The organism is Variovorax endophyticus (assembly GCF_025376855.1).
In the GTDB taxonomy this organism is placed as follows: Bacteria; Pseudomonadota; Gammaproteobacteria; order Burkholderiales; family Burkholderiaceae_C; genus Variovorax.
On record NZ_JAHUTH010000044.1, the window covers coordinates 1 to 24,114 of the forward strand.

Below are 24,114 nucleotides of genomic sequence, written 5' to 3' on the forward strand. Positions count from 1 at the left end.
GTATTCGTTGCCGTCGACGTCCCAGACGCGGCAGCCCTGGCCGCGCTCGAAGAACTGCGGGTAGCCCGCGGGCAGCGAGGCCGCGTTCAGGTGCCCCGTCATGCCGCCGGGCACGACCTTGGCGGCGCGTTGCCGAAGCTGGAGATCGTGACGGTTCGACAGGGGAGACGAGGCGGCGGAAGACACGGACGGCATGCGGGATCCTTGGCTGCTTTTCTCGAAGTTTGACACATGATATATCATGTTTGATGTAGTACAAACCCCGGATTCGCAGCCCCGCTCAACGCCCTGGGCCGGCGCGCCCTCCCCTCGCGCCCGGCTCAGAAGGCGTGCCGCACGCCCATCACGTAGCCAGTCGAGGTCGCGGGCACATAGCCCGCGGTCGCCGTGAACGCGGGCGCCCCGCCGACGATCAACGCAGCTCCGTTGCGATTGCGCACCCGCGCCGCCGTGACATACAGCGCCGTGCGCTTCGAGAGGTTGTGCACATAGCCGATCGCGAGCTTCGACGCCGAGGGGTCGGCCGCGGGGAACGCCGCGTTCAGGTCGTAGCGCACCCGCGCATAGGACGCGCGGAACAGGCCCGGCCCGATCGGCACCTGCACGCCGAGCAGATAGCCCGAAAGCTCCGTGTCCGGCACCGCGCCCACGGCTGGCGGCTGCGCGTACCTGCGCACGCGCTCCACGCGCGAGAGCTCCGCCGTGAGCTTGGCCACCTCGAAGTCGTAGGCCACGCCGAGATTGGCCGTGCGCACGCTGTCCGTGGTTCCCGCATAGAAGCTGTCGGCCACGGTGTTGGTGCTGTAGGCCAGGGCGATGTCGAGCGGGCCGCTCGCATAGCCGAAGCGCCCGCCGAGATAGCGGCCGGCACGCACCGCCGGCACCGCGCCGGCGTTGAGCCGGCCGGAAGGCCCGATGCCCGGCGGCGTGCTGTCGCCCGGCGTGTAGCGCGTGTTCTCGTGAAAGCCGTACATCAGCTGCCCATAGAAGCCGCCGAGATCCTTCGGCAGGAAATAGCCCACCGAATTGCCGACGCGCGCGTAGTTGCCGTTGGCACCGAAGCCCGGCTCGCTCGTGCTGGCCGCGAGCAGCAGGTTCGTTCCCGGCCCGACCTGGCCGAAGGGGTCCATCACCGAGTCGTTCCAGAAGGTGGGCGTGTAGTCGCGGCCCAGGCGGATCTCGCCGAAGCCGCCCGACAGGCTGACGGTGGAGCGGCGCGAGAACGAGGCGATGCCGGTCTGGCCGTCGTCGTTCGAGATCGGTGCCTCGAGCCAGAAGCTCGCGGCCAGGCCGCCGCCGAGGTCTTCCGTGCCCCGAAAGCCGAAGCGGCTCGAGTTGTGGCCCGAGTTGATCATCGCGTTGCGGCGCAGGCCGATGGCGCCGCGCGCGGCCGCCGCGGGATCGCTGGCGAGCGTGCGCAAGGAAGGCTCGGCGCGGCTCGAGAACGTGCCGATGGCCGTGTCGACCACGCCGAACATGAGGATCGACGACTGCGCCGAAGCGGCGGAAGCGGCGCAGGCCGCAGCGACTGCCGCGGTCGCGGCAAGGCTTGGTTTCATGGGTTGTCTCCAGTGGTTCTTGTCTGCCTGCTCGCACCGCCGGTGCGAGGGCCACTGGAATTTAGAAAGAAGGGCGGCGGCGCGGTTTAGCTTCGAGGGCGGACGCCCTTCGCCGCTGGAGAAAGCCTCAGCCGGGCGGGCGCGCGGCCGCCTCGATGCAGTGCGCGAGAAAGGACTGCGCGGCTCCCGACAAGCCGTCGTCGCCCGAACGGATGCCGATCAGCAGCTGGCGCCGCGCCCAATCGTCCTCGAGCGCCACCAGCTCGACAGGCGTGGCCGACACGTAGTGCCGCACGATCAGGTAGGGACTCACGCCGATGCCCAGGCCCTCGGCCACCATGCGGCACAGCGCATCGCAACCGCGCACGTTGATGCGCACCTTGAGCTTGCCGCCGCTCGCCGCCATCAGGTGCTGCGCGATCGAGCTGCTCGGCGACAGGCCGATGAAGTCCTCGTCCAGCGTGTCGGCGAAGCGCACGCTGGGGCGCGCGGCCAGCGGGTGGCCCTTGGGCACCACCAGGCACAGCCGATCGGTGTGGTACGGATAGGTGGCGATCGCATCGTTGCCGCTGGGCCCGATGAAGATGCCCATGTCCACGCGTCCGTCGAGCACGGCGTCGACGATCTGCTCGCTCGTCCATTCCGACAGGTCGATGGCGATGTTCGGATGCAGGTCGCCGAAGCGCTTGAGCTCGCCCGGCAGGAATTGCGTGACCGCCGAACCCGTCGCCGCCACGCGCACCAGCCCCTTCGCGCCGAGCGCGTACTGGCTCAGGTCCATGTGCATGCGATCGACGCCGAACAGGATCTGCCTGGCGTGCTGCAGCAAGGCGCGCCCCGCGGGCGTGAGCGTCATGCCGCGCGCATGGCGATGGAAGAACTGGCTGCCCGTCGAGCTCTCGAGATCGCTGATGCGCTTGCTGACCGCCGCCACCGCGATATTGCTTTTCTCCGCGGCCGCCGAAAGGCTGCCCGCCTCCGCGACGGCGGCGAAGAGCCGGAGGGTGGTGAACTCGAGTTGCTTCATGGCGGCCGCCTCGTCGGCTGGGTGAAGGGTTCGCCGGTGGCGCATCGCAACCGGCGGCTGCCGGCCCTTCGGCGCGGGCGGCGCCTCAATTCTCGGGCTTCAGGCCGATGCGACGCGACAAGTCCGCATAGCGCGCGATGTCGCGCGAGATCAGCTTCGCGGCCTCCGTCGGCGAACTCGCCACCACCTGGCTGCCCTGCTCCTCGACGAAGCGCGAGACCTCCTTCGACTTCAGCACGCGGACGATCTCGGCGTTGAGCCGCTCGAGCGCCGGCGCCGGAATGCCGGCCGGCGCGATCATCGCCTGCCAGCCGCCGAGATCGAACCCGGGCAACCCGGCCTCGGCCATCGGCGGAACCTCGGGCAACAGCGCCAGCCGCCTCGGCGTGGTGAGCGCCAGCGCGCGCAGGCTGCCCTGCCTGATCAGCGGCATCGCGACGCCCGCCGCGATGAAGCCGGCATCGAGCTGCCCGCCGACGAGGTCGGTGGTGAAGTTGTTGTTGCCCTTGTAGGGCACATGCAGCAGCTTCACGTCGGCCGACGTCGCCATCAGCTCGCCCGCGAGATGGCCGACGGTGCCCACGCCCGCGCTGCCGAAGCTCAGCGACTTCTCGGCCGGCCGCGACTTCGCGAGCGCGATGAAATCCGCCAGCGTGCGGGCCGGCAGCGCGGGATGCGTGACCAGCACCATCGGCCCCGTCACCAGCAGCGACACCGGAACGATGTCCCTGGCGGGGTCGTAGGGCAGCCGATAGAGGCTGGGACCGATCGCATAGTTGTTGGCCACCATGCCGATGGTGTAGCCGTCGCGCGGCGCGCGCAGCATCTGGCTGATGCCGATCAGCCCGCCCGAGCCGGGCACGTTCTCGACCACGATCGACTGGCCGAGCGCGGTGCCGAGTCCGACCGCGAGCTGGCGCGCCATGTTGTCGACCGAGGAGCCCGGCGCATTGGGCAGGATCAGCCGGATCGGCTTCGTCGGATAGCCCTGCGCCCAGGCGAAGGGGACGGGCAGGAACGCGGCGGCACCGATGGCCAGCGCGCGACGGCGCCGCGGGTTGAAAGGGATGGTCGTCGTTGGCATGTCGTGTCTCCGGCAGGCCGCATCGGACGCGGCCTCTTGTCGTTGTTCGAAAGGCAGGTCGGCGCGCGCCTCAATCGCGCGCCAGCGATTCCTGCACGAGATGGGCCCACTGCGCGCCGTGCAGGTCGCGGTCCTCGAGCGAGCCCTGCACCACCGGCCTCGGCAGGCTGATCTTGATGACGTTGAGCGCCCCGATGCGAAACACCTTCACGCTGGCGGCATCGCCGCGCAGCAGCCGGGCGATCTCGTCGGCCTGCACCCGAGGCTCGTCGCACAGCGCCCGGAAGGCCCCGGCATCGTGGCAGAAGATGTCGATGGTGAGCCAGAACGGCCCGGCATTCTTGGAGCGTACGTCGTAGCTGGAAGGATCGGGACGGGTCACAGCGGTTCTCCGAAGGTGGCGTAGTCGAAACGGAACGGCGACAGCGGATCGGACACCGTCATCACGTGGTTGAGCACGAACTCGTAGACCACGCCCCGGTTCATCGAGGCGGGCGACAGCGGGAAGCAGTGCGTGGGCAGCTCCTCGTCGTCCGGCAGCGGGAAGTGCAGCATCGGCGAGTTCAGGATCGCCAGCAGTTCCCGGGTGCGCTCCTGCGTGGGCGAGGTGACGATCGCCATCACCCCGATCTCGGTCGGGTTGCCCGGGAGCGATTCCAGCGCCCCGAGCGTCGCGTCGCGGCCGATGGCGCGGAACTGCAGATGGTAGTCGCCGCTCTCCAGCTTGAGCTGCAGCGCGATCAGTTCGCGCGAGCGCCGCTCGAGATTCCCGATCCATTCGTCGAAGCGGTCCTTGTAGCGCGACGCGCGCAGCAGGCACATGATCAGCGCCTGATGTCCGGCCGGCGCGGCGCCCTCGAGCTTGACGGTGTAGGCATCGGCCGGCGTCCAGGTCGAGCCCTCGACACGCACGCGCTGGTCGTCGATCGATTCGTAGCGGGCCCGCTCGACCTCGAGCGTGCCGCCCGGCTCGACCAGCACGTGCGGGTTCGAGTTCTCGTAGAGCATGTGCGCCAGCACGGTCCGCGGCGTGGCGCGCGCGCCCTCGGCCAGGGCCTGCACGGTGAAGCCGGTCTGGTCGATGGTCGCCATCACGGCGCCGGCCATCGGCTTGGTGGTGCAGTGCGCGCCGCACTCCAGGATCTTGCCCGCATGCCAGGCGGCCCCGGCATGGACGCCGCGCATCAGCGGCACGGCCGCCATCAGCGCTGTGTCCGTCGCTCGCCCGGCGAGCACGATGTCCACGCCCTGCCCGAGCGCATGGATGATCGGCTCCACGCCCATGGCCGCGACGATATGCGAGCAGCGTTCGATCAGCGCGTCGTCGATCGGCAGCAGTGGCTGCAGACCGGAGATGCGGCCCTGCGCGAGCGCCGTCTTCACCGCCGCGGCCGATTGCTCGCTGTAGATGCAGGCCACGCGCACGGTCTGCCCGAGCTCGATCGCGATCTCGCGGCACAGATCGCGCATGAGGTTCACGCCCGCATCGGAGCCGCAGGTACCGCAACTGCCCACGATGAGCGGAATGCCGAGCTCGGCACGCGCGACCATCAGTTGCCGCAGCTCGTAGCGCAACGCGCCCACCGAGCACTTGGCCTGGCCCGATCCCAGGTAGTGCGGACCGGAATCGGTGGAGCCGCCGTCCACGGCGATCACGTCGGGACGCTCGCGCATGCCGCGCTCGAATGGCTGCTGCGATCGCGCGCCGGCGCCGATCGAGCCCGAGGGGACCAGGACTTTCACGCTTGTCTGCATCGTTCTTCTTTCATCGGGAGAGGTTGGGAGAGCGGCCATCGGCCAGAAGACATTCGGCGGCGGGCGTCTGACCATCGAGGACCTGCACCACGCAGCGCGCCGCGATCAGGTTCGTGCGTGCGAGGCTCTCGGCCGTCGACGCCCCCGCATGCGGCGTGGCGACCACCTGCGGAAGCCGCAGCAGCGCGTGCGTCACCGCCTGCAAGCCGGGATCGGCCTCGCTTTCGAACACGTCGAGCCCGGCGCCGCCGAGCCGCCCCTCCTCGAGCGCGGCCAGCAGCGCGGCATCGTCGACCAGGCCGCCACGCGCGGTGTTGACCAGGATGGCGCCGCGCTTCATGCGCGTGAGCGCCGCGGCGTCGATCAAGCTGTGGGTCGCCGGCGTCAGCGGCGCGTGCAGGCTGACGATGTCGGCGCAGGCCAGCAGTTCGTCGAGGCTGGCGAAGCGCGCGCCCTGCTCGGCGGCGAAGGCTTCGTCGCGCTCGGGCGTGGCGATCAGCACCCGGGCCTCGAAGCCGCGCAGGCGCCTCACCACGCCGCGGCCGATGCGCCCGAGCCCCACCACACCGACGGTCTTGCGGTAGAGCTCGGTGGCCAGCGGAATAGACCAGTCGCCGACGACGAGTTGTGCCCGCGCTTCGTGCAGGCGGCGGCCCACCGCCAGCATCAGCGCGATCGCATGGTCGGCCACCGCGGCGTCGTTGCCACCCGCTGCGATGGTCGCCACCTTGCCGTGGCGGCGCACCGCATCCTGGTCCACCCGCTCGTGCCCCACGCCGCGCCGCGCGATGACCCGCAGCGCGGGCAGCGCACGCAGCAACTCATCGTCGACGCGCGCATGGCCGACGATCCAGCCCTGCGCGCCCTCGAGATGGCGCCGCAGGACGTCGACGCCGAGATCCCCGTCGGCCACGCCAGCCGGAAGCTCGACCTCGCTCACCGTGCACCCGTGCTGTTCGAGAAAGGCGCGGGCCTGCGCATCGAAGAAGCGCTGCGTGACGACCACGCGCCGCGCCGACAAGAGCGTGCTCATGGCGCGGCAGCCTCCTCGGCCACGGCGCCCCGGCTCGCCGCCACTTCGGGCGCGGCACCGAGCTCGATGACCAGGTTGAAGTGCCGGTCGATGGAGAACACGCAATCGGGACCGAAGCTGCAGCTCGATTCGCGCTCCTCGACCACGGCCGGCCCCTGGAAACGGTCGCCGGGCTTGAGCGCATAGCGGTCATAGACCCGCGCCGGCAGGTCGCCGAATTCGGCGAAATTTACCACCCGCACGCCACGCAGCGGATCGCTTTGCACCGGTGCATGCGCGAGGCTGATGTCCTGCGCGGGCAGGCTCGCCGACAGGCGCCAGTTGATCGCCTCGATGCCGACGTCGCGCACCGTGCGGTCGAACCGCGCCGCGTAGGTGGCCACGAAAGCATCGCGGATCGCGCCGCGATCGGCCGCGCCCAGGGGGCCGCGCGGAATGTCCACGGTGATCTCGAAGCCCTGGCCCAGGTAGCGCATGTCCACCGACCAGCGCAGCGAGATCTGGCCCGCGTCGCCGCCGGCCCCCAGCAGCAGCGCGCTGGCCGAGGCCTCCATCTCGGCATAGATGCGGTTGACGTGGTCCCAGTCGACCTGCTCCAGGCTGGTCACGTAGCCACGCACCTCGTCGACCGCAGGTGCCGCCACCAGGAACCCGAGCGCCGAGATCACGCCGGCCCCCATCGGCACGATGATCCTGCGCATCTTCAGCAGCCGGGCGAGCGCATAGGCGTGGACCGGACCGGCGCCACCGAAGGCGAACAGCGTGTAGGCGCGCGGGTCCTTGCCCTTCTCGGCCAGGTGCATGCGCGTGGCCGCGGCCATGCTCTCGTCGACGATGCTGCGGATCCCGCGCGCCGCCTCCTCGCTGCCGATGCCCAGCGGGCCGGCCAGCTTCTCGCTCACGGCCGAGCGGACCTTGTCGATCGACAGCGCCATCTCGCCGCCGAGGAAGAACGCGGGGTCGAGGCAACCGAGCAGCAGGTCGGCGTCGGTCACCGTCGGCTCGGTGCCGCCGCGGTTGTAGCAGACCGGCCCTGGCACGGAGCTCGCGCTGCGCGGGCCGACCTTCATCAGGCCCACCGCGTCCACCGCGGCGATCGAGCCGCCGCCCGAGCCGATCTCGATCATGTCGATGACCGTGACCTTGAGCGGCAGGCCCGAACCCTGCTTGAACTTGCGCAGGCGCCCGGCCTCGAAGTCGTGCTTCAGGTGCGGCTGCCCCTGCTCGATGAGGCACATCTTGGCGGTGGTCCCGCCGACGTCGAACGACACCATGCGCGGCTCGCCGGCGGTGCGCGCCACGAAGGCAGCCGCCATCGCGCCAGCCGCCGGGCCCGACTCGATCAGGCGCACCGGATAGCGCTTGGCCTCGTCGACGGTGGTGATGCCGCCGCCGGACAGCATGATCCGCAGGTCGCCCTCGAAGCCCAGCGCCGCCAGGTCGGCGCCGAGCCGGTCGAGGTAGCCGTGCACGCGCGGCTGCACGTAGGCATTGACGCAGGCGGTGGTGGTGCGCTCGAACTCGCGAATCTCGGGCGCGACCTCGGCCGACAGGCTCACGAGCAGGCCGGGGTACAGCCCGTGCACGATCTGCCGCGCGCGCCGCTCGTGCGCTGGATTGCGGTAGGCATGGAAGAAGGCGATCGCCAGCGCTTCGATGCGATGTTCCTCCACCAGCGTGCGCACCGAACGCGCCACGCCCTCTTCGTCGAGCGGGGTGCGTTCGCTGCCGTCGGCGAGCAACCGGCCGCCCACGCCCAGGCGCAGCGAGCGCGGCACGATCAGCGGCGCCGGCTGCAGGAACAGGTCGTCGACGTCGTAGCGGCTCTCCCGCCCCATCTCGAGCACGTCGCGGAAGCCCTCGGTGGCCAGCAGCCCGACCTTGGCGCCGGTGCGCTCGAGCACGGTGTTGGTGATCAACGTCGTGCCATGCACGATGCTGGCGATCTGGCCGGCTCGCGTGCCGGTCTCGGCCAGCAGCCGCTCGATGCCCTCGACGATGGCCTGGCTCGGTTGCGCCGGCGTGGTCAGCCGCTTGCCGGTGCGCGTGATGCCGCGTGCCTCGTCGTGCAGCACGAAGTCGGTGAAGGTACCGCCGATGTCGACGCCGATGCGGGTGGTCTTTCTCATTGCATCGCTCCCTCGTCCTGCCCGTAGCTGGCCAGGGCCGCCGCCGGCGACACGAAGCCGTCCGACACATCGCGGCGCAAGCGCGCCGGATCGCGCTCTCGCGGCGGGCCGTAGCCTCCGCCGCCCGCGAACAGCAAGGTCACGCATTCGCCGGGCGGGAACTCGACCTTCGACTTCAGCGACAGCACCGCGCCGTTCGAGAGCAAGGCGGCCGTGGGCGCGCCGGGCTGGCCGCCGAGGATGCCGAGCGCGGGATGGCGCTCGCGGTCGGCGAGCAGCGCCAGCTGCATGGGCCGCCCGGTGATGTTCTCGACCTCGCAGCGCTGCCCCAGCCCGCCACGGTGCCGGCCCGCGCCGCCGGAGTCGGCCCGGTATTCCTTGCGGCGCACAAGCACCGGCGCCACCGCTTCGAGCGCCTCGATGCTGCCGGCGCCCGAGTTGGTGGGGAAGGCCGTGGTCGACAGCCCGTCGCCCCGCGCCGACGCCCCCATGCCGCCGCTGGCGAACAGAATCTGCGCGAAGCGCGAGCCCGAGCCGGTGGCGCCGCTGAAGCGCACCCGCATCGCCGGCGTGCCGCCGCTGTCGGCCAGCACCTGGTCCGGGATCACGCGCGCCAGCGCCTGGTAGATCGCGCAGCACAGCATGTGGCCGGTGAGGTGGCGCGCCGCCACCGCCGCCGGATGGCGCGCGTTGAGGATGCTGCCTTCGGGCGCCTTGACCAGGATCGGCCGGTACGAGCCCTCGTTCCTGCGCGTCGCGGGATCGAGCACGCACTTGATCGGATAGACCGAGTAGGCCTGCGTGTAGTTCATCGTGCAGTTGGTGCCGCGGTCCACCTGGGGCGAACTGCCTTCGTAGTCGACCGTCATGGAGTCGCCGCTGATGGTGATCGCGCACCGGATGTGCGTGGGCCGGTGGGCGAAGCCGTCGGCATCGATGGCGGATTCGTAGCGGCCGTCCGGGATCGCTGCGATCGCCTTGCGCACCGCCATCTCCGAGCGCTCGTGCACCGCCTCCGAGAGGGCGTCGAGCGAGCGCAGCCCGGCGTCGGTCATGAAGTCCACGGTGCGGCGGCGGCACACCTCGTTGGCCGTGACCTGCGCTTCGATGTCGCCGAGCACCTGCTCGGGCAGGCGCACGTTGTTGAGGAACAGCTTGAGCATGTCGTCGTTGCGACGCCCGGCGCGGTAGAGGTGCATCGGCGGGATGCACACGCCCTCCTCGTAGAGCTCCTGCGCCCCGGCGCCCGGATTGCCGCCGATGTCGGGCGCGTGGGCCACCGATCCCGCGAAGCCGGCCAACTCGCCCGCGAAGAAGATCGGCGTGACGATCGCGATGTCGGGCAGGTGGCCGGTCGCCAGCCAGGGGTTGTTGGTGATCAGGCAATCGCCCTCGCGCCAGCCGGACGCGGGGTAGGTTTCGAGCATCGCCTTGGTGGTGCGCGGCACGATGCCGGCGAAGGCGGGAATCCCGCCGGTGCTCTCGGCGATCGACTGGCCATGCCGGTTCATCAGCACCGTGGCGAAGTCGTTCGATTCGCGCACGATGGTCGAGAAGGCGGTGCGAAGCAGCGCGGTGGCCGCCTCGTCGGCGATGGCGACGAGCCGGCTCCACCAGATTTCGAGGGTGATCGGGTCGATGGTTTCTTTGTCTCGGGAAGGCATCTTTTTCCTGTTCGCGGCCATCGGCTGTGGCCCGTGGCGCAACTTTAGGAACGCGAGCCCGCGCTTGGTTTAGCTTCGAGGCGCGTAGCTTTCGCGGCGAGCGAAAGCGCAGCGCGGCAGGCGCCGTGCCGGCAGCTACCGAAAACCAGGGATGGCCGCCCATGCCGGCTGAGCAACAATCGATGCTTTTGCGGTGGATCACCTCAGGCGAATGCGCGCTCCCTCCCTCTCGGTCCGGCTCCTGCTGGTGGCCTCGGCGGCCCTGCTGCCGCTCGCCGTCGTCTGCGGCTTCGCGCTCAACGGGCTGCTGCAGGCCCAGCGCGCGCAGACCCAGACCTCCACCACGGGCGTGGCGCGCGCGCTCGCCACCTCGGTCGACAGCGAGCTGCGGCTCACGATCTCCGCGCTGCAGGCGCTGGCGCTGGCCGAACCGCTGGGCGCCAGCGAGGACAGCGGCCTGATCGACGCACTGGTGCTCGCCAAGGCGCTGCGCGCCACCCATCCCGAATGGCGCGGCGTGCTGCTGATCGCGCCCTCGGGCAAAGTGGTCTTCAGCAGCGAGGGCTCGGTGGCCGGGGCCGACGGCGAGGTGGTCGAGGCCGCCAGCCTGGCCGAGGTGATCCGCACGCGCCAGCCCGGCATCGGCGTGCTGGCGCCGGGGCCGCGCGGCAACCTGGCCTTCGCGGTGCGGGTGCCGGTGGTGCGCGACGACACGGTGCGCTACGTGCTCACCGCCATCGTGCGCCCCGAGGCGATCGGTGCCGTGCTGGCGCGCCAGCGCGTGCCCGAGGGCTGGGCGGTCTCGGTCTTCGATTCGGCGCTGACGCGCGTGGCGCGCTCGCGCGATGACGAGCGCTTCCGCGGCCGGCCGCCCAGCGACAGCCTGCGCGCGCTGCTGCAGACGATGAAGGACCGGCGCGAGTACGTCGGCACCACGCACAACGTCGACGGCACCGAGGTGCAGACGGCGGTGGCGCGCATCGATGTCGCACCCTGGATCGTCGCGCTCGGCGCGCCCACCGCGGTGGCCGACGACGCACTGCGCCGCACCCTGCTCGCCTATGGCGGCGGCCTGCTGGTGTCGCTGCTGCTCGGCGCGCTCGTGGCCTGGTGGATGTCGCGCTCGATCACGCGGCCGATGGCGCGCCTGCGCCGCAGTGCCGACGCGCTCGGGCACGGCCTGCCGGTCTCGACCCATGCCTCGGGCATCGCCGAGATCGACGCCGTGGCACATGCGCTGGCCGATGCCGCCACGCAGCGCACCGAGCACGAAGCCGAGCGCGACAGCCTGCTGAACGCAGAGCGCGAGGCCCGCACCGTGGCGCAGGCGGCGCAGACCCAGCTCGAGCGGCTGGTGAGCGCGAGCGCGGTGCTGTCGCGCTCGCTCGAGGAAGAATCGACCCTGCAGGCCATCGCCGGCATCATCGTGCCGCATGTGGCCGACCTCTGCCGCATCGACCTGCTCGACGAGCACGACGTGCTCGAGCGCAAGCTCACCCACCATGCCGACCCCGCGCGCAGCGCCGAGATCGCGCGGTTCGTGGACAACAGCGCCGCGCCGACCACCGGCCCTGGCTCGTTCCCCTGGGCCATCGCCAGCGGCCAGACCTTCATCGGCAACCTCGACAGCCCCGGCGACTTCGAGCTGCTCGACCCGCAGCTGCGCGCCTTCGTGCAGATGCTGGGCATCACGGCCGGCTGCGTGGTGCCGCTGGTGGCGCGCGGGCGCACCATCGGCGCGATGGCGATCCTGCAGGACCGCTCGAAGCGGCGCTTCTCGCCGGCCGACGGCGCCCTGATCGGCGAGCTCGCGCAGCGCGCCGCGCTGGCCCTGGACAACGTGCGCCTGCTCGCGCGCGCCCGCAAGGCGCAGACCCAGGCCGAGGTGGCGAGCCAGGCCAAGGACGAGTTCCTCGCCATGCTGGGCCACGAGCTGCGCAATCCGCTGGCGCCGATCTCGCTCGCGCTCACGCTGATCGAACGGAAGGACGAAAAAGCCTTCCCGCGCGAGCGCCAGATCATCGAGCGGCAGGTGCGCCACCTCTCACGGCTGGTCGACGACCTGCTCGACATCTCGCGCATCGTGTCGGGCAAGATCGTGCTGCGGCCCGAGCCCGTCGACCTGCGCGACGTGGCCGCCAAGGCGATCGAGCTCACGCAGCCCGCGCTGCAGCCGCGCGCGCGCATGCCGCGCCTGGGCCTGCCCGATCAGCCGGTGCCGGTGCTCGGCGATCCGCTGCGGCTGGTGCAGATCGTGTGCAACCTGCTGAACAACGCCGCCAAGTTCACCCAGCCCACCGACGAGATCGTGCTGGACCTGCGCATGGCCGATGGCCAGGCCGAGCTGTCGATCAGCGACGAGGGAATCGGCATCGCGCCCGAGCTGCTGCCGCATGTGTTCGACCGCTTCGTGCAGGGTGCGCAGCAGCTGCAGCGCGCGGCCGGCGGCCTGGGCCTGGGCCTGGCCATCGCGCAAAGCCTCGCGAAGCTGCATGGCGGGTTGATCGAGGCACAGAGCGCCGGCGAAGGACAGGGCAGCCGCTTCATCGTGCGCCTGCCGCTGGCCGGTGCCGCGGCCACCGAAGCCGAGGCGCCCGCCGATGCGGCCGCCATCGGCGCGCCCACGCTGCGCCTGCTGCTGGTGGACGACAACCTCGATGCGCTCGATGTGCTCGCCGAGTGGTTCGCGCTCGAAGGGCACGATGTCCGCAAGGCCGGCAGCGCCGAGGAGGCGCTGCAGCTGCTCGAGGCCGGGCCGGTGGACGCGGGCATCTTCGACATCGGCCTGCCCGGCATGAGCGGGCATGAACTCGCGCGGCGCGTGCGCGAGCGTGAGCGCGAATCGGGCACGCGGCGGATCGCCCTGCTCGCGCTGACCGGCTATGGCCAGGAATCGGATCGGCGCCAGGCGCTGGAGGCCGGTTTCGATGCGCACTTCTCGAAGCCGGCCGACCTCGGCAAGCTGCGCGAGGCGCTGCGCCAGCTCACGGACGATGCGCCGGTTACCGCGTGAGGGCGGTGGGTCTCAATCCAGCTTCTGCTGCTGCGGCAGCGAGGTGATGAAGAAGCGGATCGGCACCTCGCGCCAGACCACGGTGCCGTCGTCGGGCGTGGGCTTGAACTGCCACTTCCACACCGTCTCGACCGCCGAGCGGTCCAGCCGCGGATAACCGCTCGACTTCTGCACCTCGATCGCGGCCGGCTTGCCCGCCGGCGTGGTGCGCACGCGCAGCATCACCATGCCCTGCTCGCCATTCGTGCGCGACTCGGCGGGATACGGCGCATTGGGATTGGGCGGGTTGGGCTTCCATTCGCCGGGGTCGGCGGGTGGGTTCGAGGCGCAGGCGGCCAGCAGGGCGAGGATCGCGCTCGCCACGAGTGTGCGGGCAAGAGAGGAACGGAGGTTCATGAGGCTGTTGTCGTGGTTGTGGTCGCTGGCGACGGGGGCATTCTGCATCGCCCTCTCCTGCTGGCGGCTGCGCGTCATCCCGGATACAGGCGCGCGCTCAGGCTCGCACTCGCCTTCTGCAGCGCCGGCAGGAAGGCCTCGCGAAACTCCGCCAGCGTCATGCGCTCTGTTCGCACCGCGATGCTCATCGCCGCCACCACCTGCTGCGCGCGGTCGCGCACCGGCACGGCCATGGAGCGCACGCCGAGTTCGAGCTCGCCGTCGTTGCTGGCATAGCCCTCGCGCCGGCAGCGCGCGACGATGGCCAGCACCTCGGCCGCGTCGGTGACGGTGCGCGGCGAGAGCCGTGGCCGCAGCATGGCGCGGATGCGGCGCTCGGCCTCCTCGGGCGGCAGGCTCGCGAGCAGCACGCGGCCCAGCGCCGCGCAGTAGGCCGGCAGGCGCGAGCCGATGCCCAGGCCGGTGCTGAGGCTGCGCCGCGCGGTGGAGCGCGCGATGATGATCGCGTCGTCGTCCTGCAGCAGCGCGAGCGAAGCCGATTCGCGCGTGCGTTCCGACAGCGCGTCGAGCAGCGGCTGCGCCACCGAAGGCTCGGGCCGCGACGCCAGATAGGCATGCGCCACCAGCAGCGCCTTCGGCAGCAGCCAGAAGCGCTTGCCGTCGCTGTCGAGATAGCCGAGCGCGCGCAAGGTCAGCAGCGAGCGCCGCGCCGAGGCCGGCGTGCTGCGCGTGAGCCGCGCGACCTCCGACAAGTTGAGCCGGCTGTGCTGGCGACCGAAGCAGGTCAGCACGGCCAGCCCCTTCTCGAGCGAGGCGACGAAGTTCTTGTCGGGAGCGGGCTCTTCCTCGCTCGGGGCGTCGGTCCGAGTTTTGCGCATAGCGCAAATCTAGCTTGTTTGCGCACCGGCCCGCAAGGACACTGAAAACCCCTCGATGCACGAACAAGACGGAGACACACGATGTTCCACAGACTCGCCGCGCGCACGCTCGGCCTGGCGGCCCTGGCCGCGCTGATGTTGCCCGCGCTGCCGCCCGCCGCGCGGGCGCAGACCGCCAACGACAAGGTCGCGCGCATGATCGTGCCCTTCCCCGCTGGCGGCACCGCCGACATCCTGCCGCGCGTGGTGGCCGACAAGCTGCGCGACCAGTTCCCCGGCGGCCTGGTGATCGAGAACCGCACGGGCGCCGGCGGCAACATCGGCGCCGACGTGGTCTACCGCGCCGAGCCCGACGGCAAGACCCTGCTGGCCTCGCCACCCGCGCCGATCGCGATCAACCAGCACCTCTACAAGAAGCTGGGCTTCGATCCCACGCGCTGGGTGCCGGTGACGGTGCTCGCGACGGTGCCCAACGTGCTGGTGGTGAACCCGAAGCTGCCGGTGCACAACGTGGCCGAGTTCATCGCCTACCTCAAGGCCAACCCCGGCAAGGTGAGCTTCGCCTCGCAGGGCAACGGCACCACCTCGCACCTCACGGCCAGCCTGTTCATGCAGCTCACGGGCACCGAGATGACGCATGTGCCGTACAAGGGCACGGCGCCCGCGCTGGTGGACCTGATCGGCGGCCAGGTCGACGTGTTCTTCGACAACATCTCCTCCTCGCTGCAGTTCGCGCGCACCGGCAAGGTCCGCATCCTCGCGGTGGCCGACGAGCACCGCAGTCCCGCGCTGCCCGAGGCGCCGACCTTCGCCGAGCAGAAGTTGCCCGCGATGAATGCCGTGACCTGGTTCGCGGTGGTCGCGCCGCCGGGCACGCCGGCACCGGTCGTGGCCTCGACGCAGAAGGCCATCGCCACCGCGCTCGCGCTGCCCGACGTGAAGCAGAAGTTCGCCGAGCAGGGCGCCGAGCCGCGCGGCTGGGACAGTGCCCGCACCGGCCAGTTCATCCAGGCCGAGTCCGCCAAGTGGCACAAGGTCATCCAGAGCGCCAACGTCACCCTCGAATAAGCCCGCCATGTCCATCGCTTCATCCACCGCGTCCGCGCAACCGGTCCACTGGTCCGGGCCCGGCCTCACGCGCATTCCCTTCGGCGTCTACAGCGACGCGCAACTGGCCGCCGACGAGCAGGCGCGCATCTTCCGCGGCCAGACCTGGAACTACCTGTGCCTCGAGGCCGAGCTGCCCGAAGGCGGCAGCTACCGCACCACCTTCGCGGGCGAGACGCCGGTGGTGGTGGTGCGCGACGACGACGACGAGATCTACGCCTTCGAGAACCGCTGCGCACACCGCGGCGCGCTGATCGCGCTCGAGAAGTCGGGCCGCAGCGAGAACTTCCAGTGCGTCTACCACGCCTGGAGCTACAACCGCCAGGGCGACCTCACGGGCGTGGCCTTCGAGAAGGGCGTGAAGGGCCAGGGCGGCATGCCCGCGAGCTTCTGCAAGGAAGCGCACGGGCCGCGCAAGCTGCGCATCGCGCGCTTCTGCGGCCTGGTGTTCGGCAGCTTCTCGGAGGACGTGCCCTCGATCGAGGAATACCTCGGCGACGAGATCTGCGCGCGCGTCGAGCGCGTGCTGCACAAGCCGGTGGAGGTGATCGGCCGCTTCACGCAGGCGCTGCCCAACAACTGGAAGCTCTACGTCGAGAACGTGAAGGACAGCTACCACGCGAGCCTGCTGCACCTGTTCTTCACCACCTTCGAGCTCAACCGCCTGTCGCAGAAAGGCGGCGTGATCGTCGACGAGAGCGGCGGCCACCACGTGAGCTACTCGATGATCGACGCGGCCGCGGAAAAGGATGCCTCTTACAAGGAGCAGGCGCTGCGTTCCGACAACGACCGCTATCGCCTCAAGGACCCGAGCGTGCTCGCGGGCTTTGCGGAGTACGACGACGGCGTGACCTTGCAGATCCTCTCGGTGTTCCCTGGCTTCGTGCTGCAGCAGATCCAGAACTGCCTCGCGGTGCGCCAGGTGCTGCCCAAGGGCAGCGCGCGCACCGAGCTCAACTGGACCTACATCGGCTACGTCGACGACACGCCCGCGCAGCGCCGCGTGCGGCTCAAGCAGTCGAACCTGGTCGGTCCCGCGGGCTTCATCTCGATGGAGGACGGCGCGGTCGGCGGCTTCGTGCAGCGCGGCATCGCGGGCGCGGCCGACCACGAGGCCATCGTCGAGATGGGCGGCGACGGCGCCGTCTCGAGCGAGGGCCGTGCCACCGAGGCCTCGGTGCGCGGCTTCTGGAAGGCGTATCGGCAGCACATGGGCGCTTGAGCACCCGACGAGGAAAGAACACCCATGATCGACCTGCTGGCGCTGTGCGCCTTCAACGCGGCCTATGCCGATGCCATCGACAGCGATGCGCTCGAGCGCTGGCCCGATTTCTTCGCCGACGACTGCCACTACCGCATCACCCACGTCGAGAACGAGCGCGAGGGACTGCCTGCGGGCATCGTCTACGCCGACTCGCGCGCGATGCTCGAGGACCGCATCGCCGCGCTGCGCGAGGCCAACATCTACGAGCGGCAGCGCTACCGCCACCTGCTGGGCATGCCGCTGCTGCTCGAGGCCGAGGACGACACGGCACGCGCGCGCACGCCCTTCATGGTGGCGCGCATCATGGCCACGGGACAGACCGAGATGTTCGCCACCGGCAGCTACGAGGACCGCTTCGTGCAGCGCGAGGGCCGCCTGCTGCTGCAGTCGCGCGTGGCCGTGTGCGACAGCACGGTGACCGATACCCTGCTCGCGCTGCCGCTGTGAACGCCGAGTCTTCTCTTCGAACGCCACGCCGGCTCGCGCTCACGGCGGGCGATCCCAACGGCATCGGGCCCGAGATCGCGCTGAAGGCCCTGGCCGCGCTGCCGCGCGAAGACCGCGAACGCATCGTGTTGTACGGACCGTCCAACGTGTTCGAACGCACGGAGGCGCAGCTCGGCCTCGACGCGCTGCTGCGCGATGCGGCGCTGGTCGCCACCGGCGACCTCGAAGCGCAACCCGGACGTATCGACGCCGCAGCGGGCGCCTCCGCCGTCGCATCGGCCACGGCCGCGCTGCAGGCCTGCCGACGCGGCGAAGTCGATGCGGTGGTCGCCTGCCCGCATCACGAGACCGCGATCCACCGCGCCGGCATCGCCTTCAGCGGCTATCCCTCGCTGGTGGCGCGCGTGTGCGGCATGGCCGAGGAGCGCGTGTTCCTGCTGCTCGTGGGCGGCGGGCTGCGCATCGTGCATGCGACGCTGCACGAGAGCGTGCGCATCGCGCTCGAGCGCATGACGCCCGCGCTGGTGGCCGAGGCGATCCGTGCCGGCGCGCGGGCCTGCGCGCTGCTGGGCGTGGACCGGCCCTCGATCGGCGTATTCGGCATCAACCCGCATGCCTCCGAGGGCGGGCTGTTCGGGCCCGAGGATGCGACGATCGTCGCCCCGGCGGTCGAGGCCGCGCGCGCCGAGGGCCTGCGCGTGGACGGCCCCGTCGGTGCCGACCTGCTGCTCGCGGAGCGCACGCACGATCTCTACGTGGCGATGTTCCACGACCAGGGCCACATCCCCGTCAAGCTGCTGGCGCCGCGCGCGGCGAGCGCCCTGAGCATCGGCGCCGATGCGCTGCTGTCGAGCGTGGGCCATGGCAGCGCGATGGACATCGCGGGCCGCGGCATCGCGAGCCCCGAGGCCGTGCTGCGCACCATCGCGCTGTTGTCGGGTCTGCCGAACGTGTCCGGCGAGGTGGTGCCATGAGCCACCGCATCGCCATCGCCGACAGCGACCTGGCCTTCGACGGCAACGACGGCGAGACTGTGCTCGACGCCGCATTGCGCGCCGGCATCGAGCTGCCCCACTCGTGCCGCAAGGGCGTGTGCGGCAACTGCGCGGGCACGGTCGCGCACGGCGAGGTCGCACCCGCGGGCCGCGGCCCGATGGTCAACGAGACCTGCCTGCCGGGCCAGGTGCTGTTGTGCATGTGCATGGCCGCGAGCCCCGCGCTCGAGATCCGGCCGGTGTCGTGGCGGCGCATTGATCCGGCGGCACGCAAGCGCTTCGCTGCCAAGGTGTTTCGCCACCAGCTCGTCGCGCCCGACGTCTCGCTGCTGCAGCTTCGGCTGCCCGCGGGCCAGCGCGCGCGCTTCCAGGCCGGCCAGTACCTGCAGCTCAAGCTCGACGACGGCAGCACGCGCTGCTATTCGATGGCCAATCCGCCCCACGAGAGCGACACGCTGACGCTGCATGTGCGCCATGTGCCCGGCGGCGCGTTTAGCGCGCGCGTGCCGCGGCTCGAAAGCGGCGAGCTGCTCGAGGTGGAACTGCCCTTCGGCGCCTTCTCGCTGGCCGGTGAAGCCGACGACACCGCGCCGCTGGTCTTCGTGGTCGGCGGCACCGGCTTCGCGCCGGTCAAGTCCATCCTCGACGACCTGATGAAGCGCCGCGCCGATCGGCCGATCACGCTGCTGTGGGGCGCGCGCCGCGCACAGGACATCTATCTGCCCGCGGCGGTCGCGCGCTGGCAGCGGCAGTGGCCGTCGCTGCGCTTCGTCGCGGCCTTGAGCGACGAGGAAGCGACAGTGGACGAAAGCCTGCGCGCCGAGTACATCCGCGGCCGGGCCGACGAGGCGCTGGCACGGGCCTGCCCCGACCTGCGCGGGCACGCGCTGTACTGCTGCGGCTCGCCAGCGATGGTGGCGGCGGTGCGCGAGGCCGCGCTCGCGCGTTGCGGCCTCGACGCCGCCGACTTCCACTCCGACGTGTTCGTGGAGGGCCCGGCCGCCTAGGCGCTCGCGCTCAGCCGTGGCGCTGGTTGATCAGCGCGATCAGCGCATGCGGCTGCAGCGGCTTGCCCAGGTGCGCGTCGAAGCCGGCCTCGGTCGCTTTGCTGTGGTCCTGCGGCCGGGTGAAGGCCGTGTGGGCGATCGCGAAGATCCGCGGCTTGCCGCGCGCGACCTCGAGCTGGCGCAGTTCGCGGATCAGGTCGTAGCCGTCGCGCCCCGGCAGGCCGATGTCGCTCACCAGCACGTCGGGCCACTTCTGGTCGAGCAGCTGCAGCGCGCCGTCGAAGTCGGGCGCGATGCGCACCAGCGCGCCCGCGTCGGAAAGCACCACGGCGAGGATCTCGCTGGCATCCACGTTGTCCTCGACCACCAGCACCTCGAGCCCCGCGAGCAGATGCTCGGAAAGCGAATCGCCAGCGGCCTGGCGCGCATCGAGCAGGATGATCCCGCCGTCGCCGTCGGGCACCACGCCGAGCGACACGCGCAGGGTCGCGCCCTTGCCCTCGCCTTCGCTGTGCGCCGAGACCTGCCCGCCATGCAGTTCGGCGAGGTTCTTCACGATCGACAGCCCGAGGCCGAGGCCGCCATGGAAACGGTTGTCGGGCGAATCGCTCTGCGAGAAGCGGTCGAACAGGTGCGGCACGAAATCGCTCGCGATACCGCGGCCGAAGTCCTGCACCGACAGGTGCAGCCGGTCGCCGCTGCGCACCAGGTCGACCACGATGCGCCCGCCCTCGTCGGAGAACTTGATGGCATTCGACAGCAGGTTCCACACGATCTGCTGGAAGCGCGTGCCGTCGAGCCAGGCCGCCTGCTCGGCGCCTTCCTGGTTGAAGCGGATCGCCAGTTTCTTCGCGGCCGCGGCGGCGTTCGAAGCCTCGATCGAGGCGGTCACCAGCGCGGCCGGGTCCACCCATTCGCGGTGCAGCCGCAGCTTGCCCGAGCTGATGCGCGAGACGTCGAGGATGTCGGAGATCAGGCGCGCCTGCGCCTTCACGCTGCGGTCGATGGCGTTGAGGCCCTTCTCCATCTGCTCGGGCGCGCGGTTGCCGACCTTCAGCAGGTGCACCCAGCCACCGATGGCATTGAGCGGGTTGCGCAGCTCGTGCGAGAGCACGGCCACGAAGTCGTCCTTGGTGCGGCTCAGGCGCTCGGCCGAGGCGCGCGCCGCCTGTTCGCGCTCGAGCACCTCGCTGCGGCGCGCCTCGAGTTCGAAGCGCTCGGAGACGTCGAGCGCGATGCCCACGCGCAGGCCGGGTTCGATCGGCGTCGACAGGGTCCATTCGAGGCGGACCCATGTGCCGTCCTGCCGCAGCAGCGGGAACTCGCCGGTCCAGGTCGCCGCCGGCTGCAGCGGGTCGCCGCTCTCCGCGGTGTGTTGGTGCACGAACTCGGTCCAGTCCGGCGGGGCGAAGGCGCTGACCGCCTGGCCGACCAGCATCTCGCGAGCGCGGCCGAGCATGCCGACCATCGCGGGATTGACGTCGGCGATGCGCCCCCGCGCATCGACCAGCGCGATGCCCAGCGGCGCCTGGTCGTAGATGGCGCGAAAGCGCGCCTCGCTCGCGCGCTGCCGCTCCTCGGCCATGCGCGCGCGGATCAGCGCCTGCAGCGTGGCGATCAGCACCGGCGGCTCGACCGGATGCACCAGGTAGGCATCGGCGCCCGCGTTGAGTCCGGCCACCTTGTGCTCGTTGCGCACGAAGGTCGCCGACAGGTGCACCACCGGCAGGGTCGAGGTCTCGGGGCGCAGCCGCAGTTGCTGGCAGACCTCGAAACCGCTGAAATCGGGCAGGTGCACGTCGAGCACGACGGCCGAGATGTTCTTCGGCGCCAGCCGCACGGCCTCGCCGCCGGTGCCCGCTTCCTGGGTCTGGAAGCCGGCCGCGCGCACCACGCGCGCGGTGGCGTAGCGGGTGGTGGGGTTGTCGTCGACCACCAGCACCGTGTGCTGCGAGCGGTCGATGGTGATGTTGATGACGGGGTCGATGTTCATGCCTGCCCCGCGTGCTGTTCGTTCGCGGCGCCGCCCGCCCCGTTCCAGCCCCAGTCGCGCTCCCCGTCCTGCGCCTCGGCGCCAGACTGGCGCCGCAGTTGCACCGGCAGCGTAACCGAGAAGGTCGAGCCCTTGCCGAGTTCGCTCTCGAGTTCGACATGGCCACCAAGCAGCGTGGCGAGCTGCTTGCTCAGCGACAGGCCCAGGCCGGTGCCGCGCAGCCGCTTCTGCACCGGCGAGTCGACCTGCGAGTAGTCGTCGAACACGGCCGCATGGTGCTCGGGCGCGATGCCGATGCCGGTGTCGGCCACCGAGAAGCGCACGCGATCCTCGCCCACGCGCATCGCGGTCACGCGCACCTCACCCTCGGGCGTGAACTTGAGCGCGTTCGAGATGAAGTTGCGCAGGATCTGCGACAGCTTGCGGTCGTCGGTGTAGAGCTTGGGCAGGCCCTCGGGCTCCTCGAAGATCAACGCGGTGGCCGGGTTGCCGAGCACCGGGCGGAACATGCCGCGCAGCGCCGAGAACAGGTCGACCATCTCAAACCAGGCCGGCGAGATCTCCACGCGGCCGGCCTCGATCTTGGCCAGGTCGAGCAGGTCGTCGACCATCTCGGCGAGTTCCGAGGCCATGGTCTCGACGAAACCGACCTGCTTCTCCTGCTCGGGCGTGAGCGGGCCGTCCATGCGGTCGTTGAGGATGCGCGTAATGCTGCGGATCGCATTGATCGGCGTGCGGAACTCGTGGCTCATGTAGGCGAGGAAGCGGCTCTTGAGTTCGGTCGCCTTCTTGAGCTGCTCGGCCTGCGCATCGAGCTCGGCATAGAGCGCCACCACGCCGCGGTTGGTTTCCTCGAGTTCGGCGCGCAGCTCGTCGCTCTCCTGGCGGCTCTCGGCCAGCTGGCGCGCTAGCGCCGAGGCCTCGGTGTCGTGCGCGGTGTCGAGTTCGCTGCTGCTCATCGCCATTCCTTTCGCCGCAGAACCACGACCGTCGCATCGTCGCGGTGACGCGTATGGTCGCGCAAAAGCACGGCCGCCACCAGCGTGGGGTCCTTTTGCAGCAATGGCCGGATGCGGTCGGCCTGCCAGCGCGTCTCGATGCCGTCGCTGTGCAGCACCACCAGCGCATGCGGCGGAAGTTCCATGGTGGCGGCCTCGGGCTTGCGGATCTGCATGCCGGCGGTGCCGTGCTGGGTCAGGATGCCCTTGTCGAAGATGCCCGAGAGCACGCGCCCGACGATATTGCCGGCGCCCGACCAGGCGATGGACTCGCCCTCGGTATCGAGCTTCAGCACGCACACGGCCGCGCCGCGCGTGGTCTGCAGGCGCTGGTGCAGTTGCTGCACCGCGTCGCGGACCTCGCGCCCGGGCGCCTCGGCGAAAGCCTCGGTCGCGGCCTGCGCGGCCTTGGCCGCCTCGGGCCCGTGGCCCAGCCCGTCGACGAGCAGTAGGTTGAAGTGGTCACCCTCGGGCGACACCGAAGCCGCCCACGCGTCGCCGCTGACGGATTCGTAGGGCGCCGGAAGGCACAGCGCACCGATCTGCACCCGCTGCGCGCCCGGTACCTCGGCCGCGCCGCGGCCGCGCGCCTCGCGCACGCGCGCCACGCAGACCGTGCCCTCGGGCACCGACGAATGGATGTCGAACTCGTCGGCCAGCCGCCGCACCGCACCCAGGCCGGTGCCGGGCGTGCTGCCCGAGGAATGGCCGTCCTGCATCGACAGCGCGAGGTTCTCGATGCCCGGTCCCTCGTCGATCGAGACGATCTCGAGCTCGTGCATCTGCGGCCGCGAAGCGATCAGCAGCCGGCCCTTGCGCGCATGCCGCAGCAGGTTGGTGCCGAGCTCGGTGATCACCAGCGCGACCCGGCCCGCGTCGACTTCGTTCCAGGCCATCTCGGCCACGGCCAGTGCCGCATGGCGCCGGGCCTCGCCGATGCGGCTGGCATCGTCGATCGGAAACGCTCGATGGGTCCAGCCCGCGATCACTTCCACTTGGTGATGCTCACGCGCGTGCCGGCACCGGGTGCCGACTGGATCTCGAAGTCGTTCACCAGCCGCTTGCTGCCCGGCAGGCCCAGGCCCATGCCGCTGCCGCTGGTCCAGCCGTCGGTCAGCGCCAAGGCGATGTCCTCGATGCCGCGGCCTTCGTCCTCGAAGTGCAGCTGCAGCCCGCGCCGGCCGTTGCGCTCGACGAACTCCCAGCGCATGCGCCCGCCGCCGCCGTGGATCAGCGCGTTGCGCGACAACTCGCTGGCGGCCGTGATCATCTTGGTCTGGTCGACCAGCGACAGCTTGAGCTCCTGGCACAGCGTGCGCACCATCTGGCGGCTGGCCACGATGTTCTGCTCCGAGAGCAGCGGCAGCGTGCCCGTGGGGTCAGCGGCCAAGGGTGTTCTCCAGGCGCGCGCGGCGCAGCATTTCCATGCCGCGCTCGACATTGAGCGCCGTCTTCACGCCCTCAAGCGAGAGCCCGAGCTCGACCAGGGTGATCGCCACCGCCGGCTGCATGCCCACCACCACCGTGGTGGCCGAGAGGATGCGGGCGATGCCCGAGATGCTGGTCAGCATGCGGCCGACGAAGGAGTCGACGATCTCGAGCGCCGAGATGTCGATCATCACGCCCGAGGCGCCGGTCTTGGCGATCTGGCCGGCCAGGTCGTCCTGCAGCTGCAACGCGGTCTGGTCCTGCATGTCGACCTGGATCGTCACCAGAAGGATGTCGCCCATGCGCAGGATGGGAATGCGGTCCATGGCGGCTCCGC

General features: G+C 70.7%; 21 protein-coding genes and 1 pseudogene. 6 read left to right on the top strand and 16 right to left on the bottom strand.

The features are described 5' to 3' along the window. The 9 genes and pseudogenes from KV106_RS36660 to KV106_RS36700 form a co-directional block, all read right to left on the bottom strand. Positions 1-195, bottom strand: a pseudogene (locus tag KV106_RS36660) (hypothetical protein); the annotation flags it as partial. 125 nt (positions 196-320) lie between these two features. Continuing rightward, the gene (locus tag KV106_RS36665; protein ID WP_261216823.1) at positions 321-1,559 is read right to left on the bottom strand and encodes a porin; all 1,239 of its coding nucleotides are present in this window, start codon (positions 1,557-1,559) and stop codon (positions 321-323) included. A gap of 127 nt (positions 1,560-1,686) precedes the next feature. Continuing rightward, the gene (locus KV106_RS36670) at positions 1,687-2,586 is read right to left on the bottom strand and encodes a LysR family transcriptional regulator (protein ID WP_261216824.1); all 900 of its coding nucleotides are present in this window, start codon (positions 2,584-2,586) and stop codon (positions 1,687-1,689) included. Between the two features lie 85 nt (positions 2,587-2,671). After that, the gene (locus KV106_RS36675) at positions 2,672-3,670 is read right to left on the bottom strand and encodes a Bug family tripartite tricarboxylate transporter substrate binding protein (protein WP_261216826.1); all 999 of its coding nucleotides are present in this window, start codon (positions 3,668-3,670) and stop codon (positions 2,672-2,674) included. A 70-nt stretch (positions 3,671-3,740) separates the two neighbouring features. Further along, positions 3,741-4,052, bottom strand: a complete 312-nt coding sequence (locus tag KV106_RS36680; protein ID WP_261216828.1) for a DUF4387 domain-containing protein — start codon at positions 4,050-4,052, stop codon at positions 3,741-3,743. Continuing rightward, positions 4,049-5,413: a DUF1446 domain-containing protein gene (locus KV106_RS36685; RefSeq protein ID WP_261216832.1), complete on the bottom strand. Its 1,365-nt coding sequence runs from the start codon at positions 5,411-5,413 to the stop codon at positions 4,049-4,051. The genes KV106_RS36680 and KV106_RS36685 overlap by 4 nt, the downstream gene beginning before the upstream one ends. Before the next feature lie 22 nt (positions 5,414-5,435). Continuing rightward, positions 5,436-6,458 carry a phosphoglycerate dehydrogenase gene (locus tag KV106_RS36690; protein WP_261216840.1) on the bottom strand — a complete coding sequence of 341 codons (1,023 nt, stop codon included), beginning with the start codon at positions 6,456-6,458 and terminating at the stop codon, positions 5,436-5,438. After that, positions 6,455-8,587 (bottom strand): hydantoinase/oxoprolinase family protein, encoded by a 2,133-nt coding sequence (locus tag KV106_RS36695; protein ID WP_261216842.1) that lies wholly within the window; start codon positions 8,585-8,587, stop codon positions 6,455-6,457. Before KV106_RS36695 ends, KV106_RS36690 begins: the two co-directional genes overlap by 4 nt. Next, positions 8,584-10,251: a hydantoinase B/oxoprolinase family protein gene (locus KV106_RS36700; protein WP_261216844.1), complete on the bottom strand. Its 1,668-nt coding sequence runs from the start codon at positions 10,249-10,251 to the stop codon at positions 8,584-8,586. The genes KV106_RS36695 and KV106_RS36700 overlap by 4 nt, the downstream gene beginning before the upstream one ends. 211 nt (positions 10,252-10,462) lie before the next feature. On the opposite strand from KV106_RS36700, the gene KV106_RS36705 reads away from it, so the two are divergent. Next, positions 10,463-13,264, top strand: coding sequence for a hybrid sensor histidine kinase/response regulator (locus KV106_RS36705; protein ID WP_261216846.1), 2,802 nt, complete (start codon positions 10,463-10,465; stop codon positions 13,262-13,264). Positions 13,265-13,276: 12 nt separating this feature from the next. On the opposite strand, the gene KV106_RS36710 is transcribed toward KV106_RS36705, so the two are convergent. Then, positions 13,277-13,708, bottom strand: a complete 432-nt coding sequence (locus KV106_RS36710; RefSeq protein ID WP_261216848.1) for an energy transducer TonB — start codon at positions 13,706-13,708, stop codon at positions 13,277-13,279. Between the two features lie 26 nt (positions 13,709-13,734). Next, positions 13,735-14,538 (bottom strand): IclR family transcriptional regulator domain-containing protein, encoded by an 804-nt coding sequence (locus KV106_RS36715; RefSeq protein ID WP_261216850.1) that lies wholly within the window; start codon positions 14,536-14,538, stop codon positions 13,735-13,737. 81 nt (positions 14,539-14,619) lie between these two features. Here KV106_RS36715 and KV106_RS36720 point away from each other — a divergent pair, with 81 nt between their 5' ends. From KV106_RS36720 to KV106_RS36740, 5 genes are read left to right on the top strand one after another with little or no spacing between them, the layout of a single operon-like run. Beyond that, entirely contained in the window at positions 14,620-15,606 is a 987-nt protein-coding gene (locus KV106_RS36720; RefSeq protein ID WP_261216852.1) for a Bug family tripartite tricarboxylate transporter substrate binding protein, read from the top strand. A gap of 7 nt (positions 15,607-15,613) precedes the next feature. Further along, entirely contained in the window at positions 15,614-16,867 is a 1,254-nt protein-coding gene (locus KV106_RS36725) for an aromatic ring-hydroxylating dioxygenase subunit alpha (RefSeq protein WP_261216853.1), read from the top strand. Between the two features lie 24 nt (positions 16,868-16,891). Further along, positions 16,892-17,356, top strand: a complete 465-nt coding sequence (locus tag KV106_RS36730; protein ID WP_261216855.1) for an aromatic-ring-hydroxylating dioxygenase subunit beta — start codon at positions 16,892-16,894, stop codon at positions 17,354-17,356. Then, entirely contained in the window at positions 17,353-18,330 is a 978-nt protein-coding gene (locus KV106_RS36735; RefSeq protein ID WP_261216858.1) for a PdxA family dehydrogenase, read from the top strand. The genes KV106_RS36730 and KV106_RS36735 overlap by 4 nt, the downstream gene beginning before the upstream one ends. Beyond that, complete coding sequence (locus KV106_RS36740; protein ID WP_261216860.1) at positions 18,327-19,358, top strand: 2Fe-2S iron-sulfur cluster-binding protein; 1,032 nt, start codon at positions 18,327-18,329, stop codon at positions 19,356-19,358. Before KV106_RS36735 ends, KV106_RS36740 begins: the two co-directional genes overlap by 4 nt. Positions 19,359-19,368: 10 nt before the next feature. On the opposite strand, the gene KV106_RS36745 is transcribed toward KV106_RS36740, so the two are convergent. The 5 genes from KV106_RS36745 to KV106_RS36765 are packed head-to-tail and all read right to left on the bottom strand — an operon-like array spanning position 19,369 to position 24,103. Then, entirely contained in the window at positions 19,369-21,351 is a 1,983-nt protein-coding gene (locus KV106_RS36745) for a hybrid sensor histidine kinase/response regulator (protein WP_261216862.1), read from the bottom strand. Then, entirely contained in the window at positions 21,348-22,310 is a 963-nt protein-coding gene (locus tag KV106_RS36750; protein WP_082321685.1) for a sensor histidine kinase, read from the bottom strand. The genes KV106_RS36745 and KV106_RS36750 overlap by 4 nt, the downstream gene beginning before the upstream one ends. Further along, positions 22,307-23,344: an ATP-binding SpoIIE family protein phosphatase gene (locus tag KV106_RS36755; RefSeq protein WP_057593894.1), complete on the bottom strand. Its 1,038-nt coding sequence runs from the start codon at positions 23,342-23,344 to the stop codon at positions 22,307-22,309. Before KV106_RS36755 ends, KV106_RS36750 begins: the two co-directional genes overlap by 4 nt. Further along, positions 23,335-23,739, bottom strand: coding sequence for an anti-sigma regulatory factor (locus tag KV106_RS36760; protein WP_057593893.1), 405 nt, complete (start codon positions 23,737-23,739; stop codon positions 23,335-23,337). The genes KV106_RS36755 and KV106_RS36760 overlap by 10 nt, the downstream gene beginning before the upstream one ends. Beyond that, a complete protein-coding gene (locus KV106_RS36765; protein ID WP_057593892.1) occupies positions 23,729-24,103 on the bottom strand; it encodes an STAS domain-containing protein in 375 nt (124 codons plus the stop codon). Before KV106_RS36765 ends, KV106_RS36760 begins: the two co-directional genes overlap by 11 nt. Between the last annotated feature and the right edge of the window lie 11 nt (positions 24,104-24,114).

What these genes read in the sequence shown, in the direction of transcription:
- KV106_RS36665 (WP_261216823.1), bottom strand. Translation starts at nt 1,559, where the DNA reads ATGAAACCAAGCCTTGCCGCGACCGCGGCAGTCGCTGCGGCCTGCGCC.
- KV106_RS36670 (WP_261216824.1), bottom strand. Translation starts at nt 2,586, where the DNA reads ATGAAGCAACTCGAGTTCACCACCCTCCGGCTCTTCGCCGCCGTCGCG.
- KV106_RS36675 (WP_261216826.1), bottom strand. Translation starts at nt 3,670, where the DNA reads ATGCCAACGACGACCATCCCTTTCAACCCGCGGCGCCGTCGCGCGCTG.
- KV106_RS36690 (WP_261216840.1), bottom strand. Translation starts at nt 6,458, where the DNA reads ATGAGCACGCTCTTGTCGGCGCGGCGCGTGGTCGTCACGCAGCGCTTC.
- KV106_RS36695 (WP_261216842.1), bottom strand. Translation starts at nt 8,587, where the DNA reads ATGAGAAAGACCACCCGCATCGGCGTCGACATCGGCGGTACCTTCACC.
- KV106_RS36700 (WP_261216844.1), bottom strand. Translation starts at nt 10,251, where the DNA reads ATGCCTTCCCGAGACAAAGAAACCATCGACCCGATCACCCTCGAAATC.
- KV106_RS36705 (WP_261216846.1), top strand. Translation starts at nt 10,463, where the DNA reads ATGCGCGCTCCCTCCCTCTCGGTCCGGCTCCTGCTGGTGGCCTCGGCG.
- KV106_RS36710 (WP_261216848.1), bottom strand. Translation starts at nt 13,708, where the DNA reads ATGCAGAATGCCCCCGTCGCCAGCGACCACAACCACGACAACAGCCTC.
- KV106_RS36715 (WP_261216850.1), bottom strand. Translation starts at nt 14,538, where the DNA reads ATGCGCAAAACTCGGACCGACGCCCCGAGCGAGGAAGAGCCCGCTCCC.
- KV106_RS36720 (WP_261216852.1), top strand. Translation starts at nt 14,620, where the DNA reads ATGTTCCACAGACTCGCCGCGCGCACGCTCGGCCTGGCGGCCCTGGCC.
- KV106_RS36725 (WP_261216853.1), top strand. Translation starts at nt 15,614, where the DNA reads ATGTCCATCGCTTCATCCACCGCGTCCGCGCAACCGGTCCACTGGTCC.
- KV106_RS36730 (WP_261216855.1), top strand. Translation starts at nt 16,892, where the DNA reads ATGATCGACCTGCTGGCGCTGTGCGCCTTCAACGCGGCCTATGCCGAT.
- KV106_RS36740 (WP_261216860.1), top strand. Translation starts at nt 18,327, where the DNA reads ATGAGCCACCGCATCGCCATCGCCGACAGCGACCTGGCCTTCGACGGC.
- KV106_RS36745 (WP_261216862.1), bottom strand. Translation starts at nt 21,351, where the DNA reads ATGAACATCGACCCCGTCATCAACATCACCATCGACCGCTCGCAGCAC.
- KV106_RS36750 (WP_082321685.1), bottom strand. Translation starts at nt 22,310, where the DNA reads ATGAGCAGCAGCGAACTCGACACCGCGCACGACACCGAGGCCTCGGCG.
- KV106_RS36765 (WP_057593892.1), bottom strand. Translation starts at nt 24,103, where the DNA reads ATGGACCGCATTCCCATCCTGCGCATGGGCGACATCCTTCTGGTGACG.